Raw genomic sequence first — 12,460 nt, forward strand, 5'->3', positions numbered from 1 at the left:
GGCGGGCGGGGGCGGGGGGGGGGGGGGGGGGGGGGGGGGGGGGGGGCCCCCCCCCCCCACCCCGCGCATCGGGCGGCGGACGACGGGCCGGCGACACGGCTTAGCACTCGCCCGCCGAGGCTGTCCATCGCAGGCCTCAGGCCGTCCTGGCGGGGGATAGTCTGCGCGGGGCGAAGAACACGTTCCGTCGTGAAGAGGAAAGGCAGCTGATGGGTACTCAGCAGGAAAAGGACGAGCTGTACGCACTCGACATCTCGGGCGTGGAATGGCTGAGTGCGCCCGGCACCGAGGAGGCCGAGGAGCGCGTCGAGATCGCGCACCTGCCGGGCGGCGCGGTGGCGATGCGGTCGTCGCTGGACCCCGACACCGTGCTGCGGTACACGGAGGCCGAGTGGCGGGCCTTCGTCCTGGGTGCGCGGGACGGCGAGTTCGACCTCGAGTAGGCGGCGCGGCGAGGGGCGCGGCCGTCCGGCACGGGCCCGCCGGGCCGGTGCCGGACGGGTGTCGGCCCGACGGACGGAGGGGCGCGACCGGGGTCCGGTCGCGCCCCTCCGCCGTCCCCGGGAAAGGCTGAGTGACGATGCGTCAGAAAGCCTCGGTGAAGCCGCGGGAGGCGCGGAGGTCGGTGGCGCGGTAGCTGTCCTTGCCGGACTCGATGATCTTCGCCACCTCCGCCAGGCGGTCCCTCATGTGCTCCGCCCGGGACTTGTACTTCCTCTGCAGGGCGACGTACTCGCTGTGCGCCTCGCCGTCCCAGGTGTCGGTGACGACCTTGAGCGCGGCGTCCATCTCCGTCAGGTCGTTGACGATGTTCTGCGAGACCGTGCGGACGCGGTTCGCGATCTCCTGGACGCTCTCGTACCTGACCTTGGTGTTCGGGTCATGGCCCATGGTTCTTCTCCTCGGTGCTCGACGTGTGTGGAAGTGGGGTGCGCGGCGGCTCAGACGCCGTTCAGGCCGGAGGTGTTGCCGGCGGCGGGCGCGCCCTCCTTGACCCGGTTGAAGGCCGCGCGGACCTCCTCGTCGTTGGCGTTGCTGAGGTTCTTGGTGCTCTCCACCGCGTTGTGCAGGACGTTGAGGAGACGACGGATCTGGTCGTGGTCCTCATTGATCATCAGCTGTGCGGAGGTGAATCCCGAGGCGCCCACACCGGTCCACCCGGCGCCCACCGTGGCGAGGATGTCGGCCAGCTCACGCGACTGCCGGGACACGGCCCGACCCGTTTCGACGATCTTGTTCTTCGCCTGGGTGATGGGATCGTCGGCAAGTCCGAAACCACCTGCGGGGTTGGTCATCCGGAGGTCCTATCTCTCAGTTCCCTGGCCCGTCCGCGGATCGCGGCGGGCCCTTCCTGTCCCCGTGTGCTCCGGCAAAGGAGTGGGGAGAGCGCGGGGCCGGGCGGCGCACCGTCGGCTTTTCCGCGCTCCGAAATCGGACTCGGCCACTTCTCGTTCCCCCGTCACACACGTGAAGTCCGGTCCTACCCTAGTCAATTCGTCCGCTCTCCCCAACCGGGGTTCCGGGGAAGGGCCGCCGCCCCGCCGGGCGGGGCCGCGACCGCGGGACGCCACCGTCGGCGGTCACCGCGGGGCGCGCCTGCGGCGGACGTCCCGTACGACGGTGGCGGTCCCGGCGATCACGCTGACCAGCACCGCCGCCAGGGCCAGGGCGTAGGTGGCGTACCGCTCGTCGCGTTCGCGCGGGGTCTCCGCCAGGGAGAAGTGCGCGGGCTCGGGCGCCGGGGCCCTGGGCGGCGCCGGGTCGGGGTGGGGGGCGTCCTGCGGGGCGGCGTCGCCGGACAGGGCGCGCACCGGGTCGACCACGCCCCAGCCGACGAAGGGGTCGTGTCCGGTGACGGAGCGCTCGGCGGTCTGCTCGATCCGGGCGACGACCTGGGCGGCCGTCCACGTGGGGTACTTGGCGCGCATCAGGGCGGCGACCCCGGCGACGTAGGGGGCGGAGAAGCTGGTGCCGTTGTCGGTGCACTGGCCGTTGCCGGGGACCGTGGAGACGATGTCGACGCCCGGTGCGGCGACCCCGACGAAGTCGCCGGACTGGGAGAACGGGGCGCGTTCGTTGTTGCGGTCGGAGGAGGCGACGGCGAGGACCCCGGGGAACGCCGCGGGGTAGGTGCGTCGCAGCTTCCCGTCCATGCCGTCGTTGCCCGCGGAGGCGACCACGACGATGTCGGCGGCGAGCGCCCTGGCCACCGCCCTGCCCAGCGCGGAGTCCTCCGCGAGGGGTTTCGTGGTGTCCTGGGAGATGTTGATGACGTCGGCCTTCTTGGCGATCGCGTGGTCGATCGCGGTGGCCATGGTGGTGTCCTTGCCGCTGTTCTTCTCGTCGTTCTGGCGGATCGGGATGATGGTGGCCTCGGGGGCGAGCCCGACGAATCCGGTGCCCTTGCGGGGGCGGGCGGCGATGATCCCGGCGACCTTGGTGCCGTGGCCCACCTCGTCGACCGTGCCGTCGCTCTTGCCGCCCTTGAGCAGGTCGGCGCCCGCGGAGGCGTCGACGGCGGGCCCGAGCTGCGGGTTGGCCTTGTCCACGCCGGTGTCGATGACGGCGACGCGTATGCCCTTCCCCTTGGTGTCCTGCCACAGTTCGTCCAGCAGGACGCGCTGCAGGGACCAGGGGCGGCCCTCGTACTGCCGCTTCATGGGGAAGGTGCATTCGCCGCCGCCGTCTATCCCCATGCCGCCGGGGCCCTCGACGCCCTCCGCGTACGCCGCGGGCGCGGCCGTGGCGGTCAGTGACGCGGCGGTCAGTGCGACGGCCAGCGCGGCCGTCGGCGCCGTCCTGCGGTACGACATCTCTTCCCTCTCCCCCGGGCTGCTCGGTGCGTGCGGTGCGCGGTCCGTCATGAACCCTGGGGCTGGCGCGCGCTGTTGGTGTCGAGGCGGGGCCCCTTGGACAGGAAGTCCGACCAGGCGATCGGCACCAGCACGGGCGTCACCTTCTCGTAGCCGAGCCTGCTCTGCGCCTGGCTGGGCTCGGGGCGGCCGTCCGACTGCTTCTGCTCGCCGCCGGCGCCGATCTCGGAACGCCGGGCGTCGCTGTCGCCGTTCGACTGGACCGCGTACCGCAGACCGGTGTCGGTGACGAGGAACAGCGAACCGTCGGGCCGGGTCTGGCGGCCCTGCACCTGGGTGTAGAGCAGGCCGCTGCCGGGGGTGACGTAGGTGCTGGTGCCGCCGGCGCCGATGGTGGCCGGGTAGGACGTGCCGGCCCAGGTGCTCAGGGTCGTGCGGCCGGAGGCGTCGACCTCGCGCAGCACGTTGCAGACGGTGTCGCGGCCGCCGTCGGCGGAGTTGACCTGGACGGCCTTGCGGGCGGGCCAGTGCGCGGCCTGCCCGGCGAAGGCGGCGGCGTCCGGCACGAAGGTCTGCAGGCCGACGGGGCGGGCCTCGCTCTCCAGGTCGAGCCCGGCCGTCTGCGGGGAGTTGATCAGCAGCCAGGCGGTGAACTCCGAGACGGGCTGCACCTTTCCGTCGAGGACGACGTAGTGGCGGGTGCCCTCGCCGGTCTTGGTCCTGAGCACCATGCCGACCTTGTTCTCCTCGTCGGACAGCTGCCCCTCGACATGGGCCGGGGCGCCGACCTCGCCGGGGATCCGGGGGAAGACGATCGGGCTGCCCTCGTGCAGGGTGGCCAGCCAGTCGTCGGTCACGGGCTGCGGCCGGCGGCTGCCGACCAGGGCGTTGGTCAGGTGCCCCTTGTCGGCGGCGGTCTCGTCGATGCGGTACTTGGTGCCGCTCGCGTCGACGAGGTAACGGGCCGCGTCCTGGCCCTGGACGTACAGCACCTGGCCGCCGCGGAGCCTGTCGCGCCCCTCGGTCCGGTCGTTGTCGCGCGCGCCGAGGACGAAGGTGGCCTTCTGCACCGAGTTGCCCTTGCCGCCGGGCTGGACGCACACCGCCCACCGCTTGGCGGTCCCGGCGTCCTTGGCCTCGGGCAGCCGGTCGGGGGCGTACGGGATGCCGAGGATGGGGCCGCGCGGGGGCTTGCCCGCGTCCAGGACCTCGTCCGCGACCTGGATGACGTCGTAGTCCTGCGGGTTGAGGAGCAGCCGGGCCGAGGCCAGGTTGAGCACCGGGTGCAGCAGGGTCTTCTTCTGCTTGCCCTTGCCGGTCGTGAGGACGACGTAGCGGGTGGTGGACTTCTTGCCGACGATCACCTTGGCGCCGGGCTTGTCCCAGTCCTTGGGCGCGGCGGGCTTGAACATGCCGAAGGCGCCGAAACCCGCGACGACCAGCGCGCCGACGACCACGCTCGGCAGGACCGCGCGCAGCGGCCGGGGCGCGCCCTCGTCGGACCCGTGGGCCGAAGGTTGGAGGAAAGCCGCCACCGTGCGCTTCTTCGCGAAGGTGTACGCGTTCAGCTCGTCCCGCCGTGATGCCATGAGTCGCTTTTCTCCCGTGTCTCCCCACGCGGCGCCCGCGGTCGCATCCCCAACCCCCGTGCCGGGCCCGCGATGCCGGACCTCGGTGCCGGACCGGCCCCCTACTATGCCTGCTGGCCGCCGGTCGCGGTGGGGCGGGTAGGGTGATCCAGCCGCCGAGGACCCGCGCGGGACAGGCGGAATACGGGTGGAGTTGGGGACTGATGAACGGGGGGAATGCCGGAATGACGGCTTCCGCTGCACCGGCGCGTCCGGCCGGGAACACACACGCCGCCGCTCCCCCGGCCGGTGAGCCGCCGGCCCCCCGCGGCCCCGCGCGACGCTCCCGCGAATCGGCCGCCGCCCGGGTCAACGGGCCTGCGGGACAGTTCGGTTCATTCCGATTGCAACAGTTCGTACTGCTGGAGATCGCGGCGGCGGTGCTGCTCACCGCGTGGGTGATCGAGCCGCTGCTGCTGGTGCCGGCCGCCGCGGTGGCCGCGCTGCTGATCCCGCTGGCCGTGGTGCGCAGACACCGCCGTTCGCTGCCGGAGTGGCTGGGCACCGTCCTCGCCCTGCGGGCGCGTTCGCGGCGGGCCGCCTCGCTGGCCCCGCCCGCGGGCGCCGAGCCGGGGCTGGCGCCGGTCGTGGAGTGCGATCCGGCGTTGCGCACGTACTCCTTCAGCGACCGCGACCGGCGGCCGGTGGGCATGATCGGCGACGGCACGTTCGTCACCGCCGTCCTCCAGGTGGAGTCGGACGTCTCGGCGCTCCAGCGGGACCGGTCCGCGCGCCCGCTGCCGCTGGAGCTGGTCCGGGACGTGCTCGAGGTGGACGGCATCCGGCTGGAGTCGGCGCAGATCGTGCAGCACACCCAGCCGGCGTCCGCCCCGCATCTGCCGCCGCAGTCCGTCGCGGTCCGCAACTACACGCCGCTGCAGGCCCAGACGGGGTCGCCCGCCGTGCGGATCACCTGGATCGCGCTGAAGCTGGACCCGGAGCTCTGCCCGGAGGCCGTGCGGGCGCGCGGCGGCGGGGTGACCGGGGCGCAGAAGTGCGTGGTGCGCGCGGCCGACCAGTTGTCCAGCAGGCTGGCCGGGGCCGGTTTCCGCGCCACCGTGCTGACCGAGCAGGAGCTGACCTCCGCGCTCGCGACGTCGGTGTGCGCCAGCGCCTCGGCCATGGCGCAGGCGGGCCGGAACGGGACGCCGGCGCGGCGCACCGAGGAGACCTCCCGGACCTGGCGGTGCGACGACCGGTGGCACACCACGTACTGGGTGGCCCGCTGGCCGCAGTTCGGCGCGGGCGGTGCGTCGATGCCGCAGCTGGTCGCCCTGCTCACCTCCATGCCGGCGCTGGCCACGACGTTCAGCCTGACGCTGGGGCGCGGCGAGCGGCAGGGCGTGTCGGTCGCCGGGCACATCCGGATCACCGGGCGCAGCGACGAGGAACTGCTGGGCGCGCGCCATGAGTTGGAACGCGCCGCGCGCGGCGTCAGGACCTCGCTGGTCCGGCTCGACCGCGAGCAGCTGCCCGGGGTGCTCGCCACACTGCCGCTCGGAGGTACCCGCTGATGTCCACGCTCACGGGTGGTCGCGCCCGGCTCGGTTTCGGTCTGATCGGTCCGCGCCGCGAACGGCAGTCGGTCACCGTCGATCAGTTGGCGTCGCTGGCCCTGCCGGTCGGGGACGACGGCATGGTGATCGGGGTGGACGCGCAGGGCCGTCCCGCCGTGCTCGGCGTCAACCGGCCGACGCCGTACGACGTGACGCTGATCGGCGGGCTGTGGACGGCGCAGGTGCTGGCGCTGCGGGCCGCGGCGACGGGCGCGCGGATCGTCGTGGAGACGGGGCGCGCACCGGCGTGGACGGGGCTGGCGCACGCGGCGGGCGGCGGCCAGCCGTGCGTGACCCTGCACGATGTCGGACGGGTGCCGCCGCAGGGGCCCTCGGCGGGGTCGCCGGTGGTCGTGGTCCGGGACTGCGGCATGCGCCCGCCGCGCGGGCGGGTGGTGTCCGCGCCGTGGCAGTCGGTGCTGACGCTGCTGCCGTATCTGAGCCCGGTGGCCCCGCGGCTGATGGAGAAGTCGGCCCTGGTCGGCGTGCAGCGGGTGTCGCCCGACGAGGCCGCCCGGATCGGGCGGATCCTGCACCTCCCGGCCGCCGAGACGCAGGCGCTGTCCACCCTGGCGGACGGGGTCACCCTCTGGTGCGCGGGCGGCGACCGGCAGTTCGTCATGACGCAGGCGACGGACGCGGAGACCGGACTGCTCGGCGGCGCGCGCCGGATGGACTGACGGGGCCGGACGGACTGGCGGGGCCGGCGGACTGGCGGGGCCTGGCCGCGCGCCGGCGCGCGCCGCGGCCTCTCCGCCGCCCGGACCGTCGGCCTCGCGCGAAAGGCCCGTACCGGAGCCGTGCGAAGGCCCGTACCGGAGCCGCGCGAAGGCCCGTGCGGGGGCCGCGCGAAGGCCTGTACCAGGGCCCGTGCCAGGCGCGTGCCGCGCGCCCCTGGCTCGTTCGGCGCGGAGGACCTCCGAACGGACCGGCGGGTACGGAAAGTTCGTCGTTCCGTCAGCAGTTGTGCGGTTTTGGCGGCTTCGCTCTTCACTTTGCGCTGTTCCCGGTCTGCTTGTGCGTGCGTTCGTGACGTACGGGACAGCTCTTGCGGTGCCGTACGGCCTGCCGGAGCGCCCCCCATGACGATTAGGGTGGGTGCGGGCGCGGCAGACGAACCTGCGGGCAGGCGATGCGCGCCCCGGGGGGAGAGCCGGGCGCTCGGCAGGTCAGAAACGGTCGCCCCCACCCATCAAGGCACAAGGGTGCTCGACCACACCAGGAGGCAAAGTGAACGGCGATCGCGGCGAGATCCGCGGGGGCTGGGACAAGCCCGTCGACGAGTCGTCCGACGCGGAACCCGCCGAGATGACGGGTGAGTTCACCATCGATTACACCCCGCCCGCCTGGTACACGCAGAACTCGACGGGGGATTCGTCGGGCGGCGCCGGTGCGCATCTGGCGCCCCCGCCGCCCACCGGGGCGCCGCTGTCGGTGCCTCCGCCGCCGGCGGGCAGCGGTTTCGAGCGCGGCTGGGCCCCGACGCCGCCCGTACCGGGCCCGGTTCCGCCCGTACCGGACCCGGCGCAGGGAACCGGACCGGCTCCTTCCGCGATGGGTGACGACCCGTCCGCCGCCGCGGCGGGGAACGCTGCGGCGGGGAACGGCACGGGCGACGGGGCGGCCCCGGCCGCGGCCGGCCGGGACGGCGCGGCGGGCCCGTTCGGCGGCGGTGACGTGGAGAGCGGCGCGACCATGCGGTTCTCGCCCGCCGCGCTGAAGCGGGAGATCGCCGAGCGCCGGGAGGCGTCGACGGGCGCGGACGGGAGCGGGGACGGGAGCGAGGACGGGGACGGTTCGGGACCGGCCCCTGACGCGGTCGCCGCCGACGGCTCGGGCTCGGGCGACGCGGTCGCCGGTTCCCCGTCGGACGCCGCCGGGACGGACGGTACCGGGGCTTCCGGTTTCCTCGCGGACTCCGCGCGGACCTCGGACGCGCCCGCCGAAGAACCGGTCGACGCCGTGACGGCCTCCCCCGACGCCACTGCTGCCGCCGCTGCGGCCGTCGGTGCCGCTGCCGCCGATGGCGTACCGGCGGCCGGGGACGCGAGCGACGGCGCCGGGGAGGCCGCGACCGGCGGCGTCGCCGAGGTGCCGGCCGCCGCCGCGAACGCGGACGCCGTCCAGGACGCGGTGCCCGAGGACGCCCCGCCCGTCGCATCCCAGGACGCCGCGGCCGCGCCCGGCGCACCGGGCGGATGGTCCCCGGCGGCCCCCCAGGGCGGTCTGCCGCCGCTGCCGCCCGCCTTCCAGCCCGCCGCCGCCCCGCCCGCCGCGCCGCAGCCGGCCCCGCAGTGGCCTGCTTCGGGCCCGGCCGCGCAGGGCCCCGGCGGATACGGCTTCCCGCAGGCCGGCGGCCCGCAGTCGCCCCAGGCCGGCTACGGGTTCCCGCAGCAGTCCGCTCCCCCGGCGTACCCGTCGCCCGGTCAGCAGCCCCCCGCGCAGGGCGGGTACGGCTTCCCGCAGCAGCCCCCCGCTCAGGGCGGATACGGCTTCCCGCAGCAGCCGCAGGTGCCCCAGGCGCTGCCGCCCGAGGCGTCGCAGGCCGCCCAGCCTCCGCAGGCGCCCCATGGACCCCAGGCTGCTCAGCCTCCGCAGGCATCGCTGCCGCCGCAGGCCTCCCAGCCGTCGCCGTGGCCCGGGCAGCAGGGCGTCCCGCTGCCCCCGCAGGCCGTTCCGCACCAGCCCGCCCAGCCTCAGCCGACGCGGCAGCCCCAGCAACCCCCGTCCGCACAGCAGCCCCAGCAACCCCAGTCGGCACAGCAGCCCCAGCAGCCCCCGTCCGCACAGCAATCGCAGCCGCAGCCGCAGCCGCCGATGCCGCCCGGGCAGGAGCAGTCCCAGGGCGGCCCCGTCGACCCGCGCACGGGCGCCGCCTGGCCGTCCCCGATCACCCACGACCAGCGCGAGCGTTCCGTGCCCGGCGCCCCGCTCGGGTACACGGCGGCCGTGGAGCTCTCCTCGGACCGGCTGGTCCGGGGCAAGCAGAAGGCGAAGAGCAGCCGCGCGCCGTCGGCCGTGTCCCGGTTCCGGCTGGGCGGCAAGAAGGAGGAGGCCGAGCGGCAGCGCAAGCTCGAACTCATCCGCACCCCGGTGCTGTCCTGCTACCGGATCGCGGTCATCAGCCTCAAGGGCGGCGTCGGCAAGACCACGACGACCACCGCCCTCGGCGCGACCCTGGCGACCGAGCGGCAGGACAAGATCCTCGCCATCGACGCCAATCCGGACGCGGGCACCCTCGGCCGCCGGGTGCGCCGGGAGACCGGGGCCACCATCCGCGACCTGGTCCAGGCGATCCCGTACCTCAACTCGTACATGGACATCCGCCGCTTCACCTCGCAGGCGCCCTCCGGCCTGGAGATCATCGCCAACGACGTGGACCCGGCGGTCTCCACGACGTTCAACGACGAGGACTACCGGCGCGCGATCGACGTGCTGGGCCGGCAGTACCCGATCATCCTCACCGACTCGGGCACCGGCCTGCTCTACAGCGCGATGCGCGGAGTGCTGGACCTCGCGGACCAGCTGATCATCATCTCGACGCCGTCGGTGGACGGCGCGTCCAGCGCGTCCACCACGCTGGACTGGCTGTCGGCGCACGGGTACGCGGAGCTCGTCCAGCGCTCCATCACCGTCATCTCGGGGGTCCGCGAGACCGGCAAAATGATCAAGGTCGAGGACATCGTGCAGCACTTCGAGACCCGCTGCCGCGGCGTCGTCGTCGTGCCGTTCGACGAGCACCTCGCGGCCGGCGCGGAGGTCGACCTCGACATGATGCGCCCCAAGACCCGCGACGCGTACTTCACGCTCTCCGCGATGGTCGCGGAGGACTTCACCCGCGCCCAGCAGCAGCAGGGGCTCTGGACGGCGAGCGGCTCCACGCCCCCGCCGCAGTACGCCCCGCCGATGCCCGGCGCGCAGCAGTATCCGCCCCAGCAGCAGCCCCAGCCGCCGCACCAGTCCCAGCAGCAACAGCCGTACCCGCAGCAGCAGCCCATGCCGCCGTACGGCGGTCAGCAGCCCCAGCAGCCGTATCCCCCGTACCCGGGGCCCGGGGCGCAGCAGTACGGCTGGCAGCAGTCGCCGCCGTCCCAGGCGCAGTCTCCGGCGAGTCCGGCCGGGCCGCCCCCGCAGGCCCACCAGCAGCCCGGCGCGCCGGGCGCCCCCGGTCAGCCGAACCAGCCTGGTCAGCCGGGTCAGGGGGCCCCGCCGGCCCAGACCCCCGTGCCGCCCCCGGGCGGCCAGCAGCCGCCGTCAGCGCCTCAGCAGTAAGGCAGCAGAGGTCTGAACCAATGAGGACCCGCATCGTCGCCACGGTGCGGGTCCTCCTCGTATTCCCGCAGACCACACGGCATTTCGACGACCGTTGACGCGGCTCGACCACCGCTGATAAACCTTCGCTTCACCGGCTGAGGGCCGTCCCGTAACCCTCGGCGCAGCAGAGCTCAACCCGCCTTCCCCGTGCGAGTGCAGACGCGAGGTCCCTGACCATGGTCGAAAGAGTTCCACTACGCCCCAACCGGCCGCGCCCCCGTCGGCGCGTGCTGCTGGCCTCCGGCGCCGCCGCACTGGCACTGGCCGCCGCTTCCGTCGTCGTCCCGGGCGCGCCGCTCGGCGTCGCGCCGCAACAGGCGCAGGCCGCCGAGAGCGGCTCGTCGACGCTGACCGTCGCCGTCGCGCAGAGCGTCGACTCCCTGAGCCCGTTCCTGGCGCAGAAGCTGCTCAGCACCAGCGTCAGCCGGCTCATGTACGACTTCCTGACGAACTACGACGTCAAGGACAACCACCCGATCCCCGCTCTCGCCACCAAGTGGGAGCCCTCCGCGGACAAGCTGACCTGGACGTACACCATCCGTTCCGGCTCCAAGTGGTCGGACGGGCAGCCGGTCACCGCCGAGGACGCGGCGTGGACGTTCAACAAGATGATGACCGACGACGGCGCCGCGCAGGCCAACGGCAGCTTCGTCACCAACTTCAGGAAGGTGACGGCGCCCAGCCCCACCCAGCTGGTCGTGGAGCTGAAGGAGCCGCAGGCCACCATGGCCGCGCTCGACGTGCCGATCGTCCCGAAGCACGTCTGGGAGAAGGTCGGCGACTTCTCCAAGTTCAACAACGACACGGCCTTCCCGGTCGTCGGCAACGGGCCGTTCATCCTGACCGACTACAAGGTCGACCAGTATGTGAAGCTCAAGGCCAACAAGGACTACTGGCGCGGGAAGCCGAAGTTCGACGAGCTGGTCTTCAAGACGTACAAGGACCAGGACGCGGCGGTCGCGGCGCTGCGCAAGGGCGAGGTCTCCTTCGTCGCCGGCTCCCCCGCCCTGACGCCCGCTCAGGCCGCGTCCCTCAAGGGCGAGAAGAACATCAAGGTCAACGAGGGCCCCGGTCGCCGTTTCTTCGCGCTGGCCGTCAACCCCGGCGCGCAGACCAGGGACCGGGAGAAGTTCGGCGACGGCGACAAGGCCCTGCTCGACCAGAAGGTCCGCCAGGCGCTCTTCCTCGCCATCGACCGCAAGACCATCGTCGACAAGGTCTTCCAGGGCCACGCCGTCGAGGGCCAGGGCTACATCCCGCCGCGCTTCTCGGACTACTTCTGGCAGCCCTCGGCCGAGCAGAGCCTGGCCCACGACCCGGCCAGGGCCGCGAAGCTGCTCGACGAGGCGGGCTACCCCCTCAAGGGCGACAAGCGCGTCGGCAAGGACGGCAAGCCGCTCGACCTGCGCATCCTGTGCCACGCCACGGACCCGAACGACAAGGCGATCGGCAAGTACCTCAAGGAGTGGTGGGGCAAGCTCGGCATCGGTCTCAAGGTCGACTGCCGCGACGACGTCTCGGTGCCCTGGTACGCCGGTGAGTACGACCTCGCCTTCGACGGCTGGTCCGTCAACCCGGACCCGGACTTCGTCCTCGGCATCCACACCTGTGCGGCGCTGCCCCTGAAGGCCAAGGACAGCGCCACCACCGACAACTTCATCTGCGACAAGACGTATGACGAGCTCTACAGGAAGCAGCTCGCCGAGTACGACCCGGCCAAGCGCGCGGACCTCGTCAAGCAGATGGAGTCCTGGCTCTACGACTCCGGGTACATAAACGTCATCGCGTACCCGAACGCGGTCGAGGCGTACCGCACCGACCAGATCAAGTCGATCACCACCATGCCCGAGGCGGCCGGCAACATCTACGGCCAGGACGGGTACTGGAGTTGGTGGTCGGCCGTTCCGGCGGACGGCGACGGCGCGTCGGGGGCGGGCGGTTCCGGCTCCGGTTCCGGCTCCACCGGCGTCGTGATCGGTGTCGCCGCGGTGGTCGTGGTGCTCGCCGGCGGCGGTCTGCTGCTCGCGAAGCGGCGGCGCACCACGGCGGACGACCGCGAGTAATCACCCGGACGGTCGCGAGGCGCGGCGGGCGGTCCCGGCGGCCGCCCGCCGGCCCGCCCCGCCGCCGGCCCGGTCCCGGTGCGGCA

Annotated in this window: 9 protein-coding genes; 5 read left to right on the forward strand and 4 right to left on the reverse strand. The window is 73.5% G+C overall.

The features are described 5' to 3' along the window. Positions 1–209: 209 nt before the first annotated feature. Entirely contained in the window at positions 210–443 is a 234-nt protein-coding gene (locus tag WA762_RS23680) for a DUF397 domain-containing protein (RefSeq protein ID WP_335938161.1), read from the forward strand. A gap of 142 nt (positions 444–585) precedes the next feature. On the opposite strand, the gene WA762_RS23685 is transcribed toward WA762_RS23680, so the two are convergent. The 4 genes from WA762_RS23685 to eccB all read right to left on the reverse strand — a co-directional run bounded on the left by WA762_RS23685 (position 586) and on the right by eccB (position 4,402). Next, positions 586–891 carry a WXG100 family type VII secretion target gene (locus tag WA762_RS23685; protein WP_335938163.1) on the reverse strand — a complete coding sequence of 102 codons (306 nt, stop codon included), beginning with the start codon at positions 889–891 and terminating at the stop codon, positions 586–588. Between the two features lie 50 nt (positions 892–941). Then, on the reverse strand, positions 942–1,295 hold the full coding sequence (locus tag WA762_RS23690) for a hypothetical protein (RefSeq protein ID WP_335938165.1): 354 nt from the start codon (positions 1,293–1,295) through the stop codon (positions 942–944). Positions 1,296–1,580: 285 nt separating this feature from the next. Further along, positions 1,581–2,813 (reverse strand): type VII secretion-associated serine protease mycosin, encoded by a 1,233-nt coding sequence (gene mycP / locus WA762_RS23695; protein ID WP_335938166.1) that lies wholly within the window; start codon positions 2,811–2,813, stop codon positions 1,581–1,583. A gap of 47 nt (positions 2,814–2,860) precedes the next feature. Continuing rightward, positions 2,861–4,402: a type VII secretion protein EccB gene (gene eccB / locus WA762_RS23700; RefSeq protein WP_335938167.1), complete on the reverse strand. Its 1,542-nt coding sequence runs from the start codon at positions 4,400–4,402 to the stop codon at positions 2,861–2,863. A 224-nt stretch (positions 4,403–4,626) separates the two neighbouring features. Between eccB and eccE the strand changes: the two genes are divergently transcribed. The 4 genes from eccE to WA762_RS23720 all read left to right on the forward strand — a co-directional run bounded on the left by eccE (position 4,627) and on the right by WA762_RS23720 (position 12,374). Beyond that, a complete protein-coding gene (gene eccE / locus WA762_RS23705; protein ID WP_335938169.1) occupies positions 4,627–5,955 on the forward strand; it encodes a type VII secretion protein EccE in 1,329 nt (442 codons plus the stop codon). Then, on the forward strand, positions 5,955–6,677 hold the full coding sequence (locus WA762_RS23710) for a hypothetical protein (protein ID WP_335938170.1): 723 nt from the start codon (positions 5,955–5,957) through the stop codon (positions 6,675–6,677). The genes eccE and WA762_RS23710 overlap by 1 nt, the downstream gene beginning before the upstream one ends. 550 nt (positions 6,678–7,227) lie before the next feature. Further along, complete coding sequence (locus WA762_RS23715; protein WP_335938172.1) at positions 7,228–10,269, forward strand: SCO5717 family growth-regulating ATPase; 3,042 nt, start codon at positions 7,228–7,230, stop codon at positions 10,267–10,269. 218 nt (positions 10,270–10,487) lie between these two features. Beyond that, positions 10,488–12,374: an ABC transporter substrate-binding protein gene (locus WA762_RS23720; RefSeq protein WP_335938174.1), complete on the forward strand. Its 1,887-nt coding sequence runs from the start codon at positions 10,488–10,490 to the stop codon at positions 12,372–12,374. The last annotated feature ends 86 nt before the right edge of the window (positions 12,375–12,460 follow it).

This window comes from Streptomyces tyrfis, from assembly GCF_037034285.1.
In the GTDB taxonomy this organism is placed as follows: domain Bacteria; phylum Actinomycetota; class Actinomycetes; order Streptomycetales; family Streptomycetaceae; genus Streptomyces.

Excerpts from the sequence above, each read along its gene's own strand:
- eccB (WP_335938167.1), bottom strand. The coding sequence starts at position 4,402 with ATGGCATCACGGCGGGACGAGCTGAACGCGTACACCTTCGCGAAGAAG.
- mycP (WP_335938166.1), bottom strand. The coding sequence starts at position 2,813 with ATGTCGTACCGCAGGACGGCGCCGACGGCCGCGCTGGCCGTCGCACTG.
- WA762_RS23710 (WP_335938170.1), top strand. The coding sequence starts at position 5,955 with ATGTCCACGCTCACGGGTGGTCGCGCCCGGCTCGGTTTCGGTCTGATC.
- WA762_RS23680 (WP_335938161.1), top strand. The coding sequence starts at position 210 with ATGGGTACTCAGCAGGAAAAGGACGAGCTGTACGCACTCGACATCTCG.
- WA762_RS23720 (WP_335938174.1), top strand. The coding sequence starts at position 10,488 with ATGGTCGAAAGAGTTCCACTACGCCCCAACCGGCCGCGCCCCCGTCGG.
- eccE (WP_335938169.1), top strand. The coding sequence starts at position 4,627 with ATGACGGCTTCCGCTGCACCGGCGCGTCCGGCCGGGAACACACACGCC.
- WA762_RS23685 (WP_335938163.1), bottom strand. The coding sequence starts at position 891 with ATGGGCCATGACCCGAACACCAAGGTCAGGTACGAGAGCGTCCAGGAG.
- WA762_RS23690 (WP_335938165.1), bottom strand. The coding sequence starts at position 1,295 with ATGACCAACCCCGCAGGTGGTTTCGGACTTGCCGACGATCCCATCACC.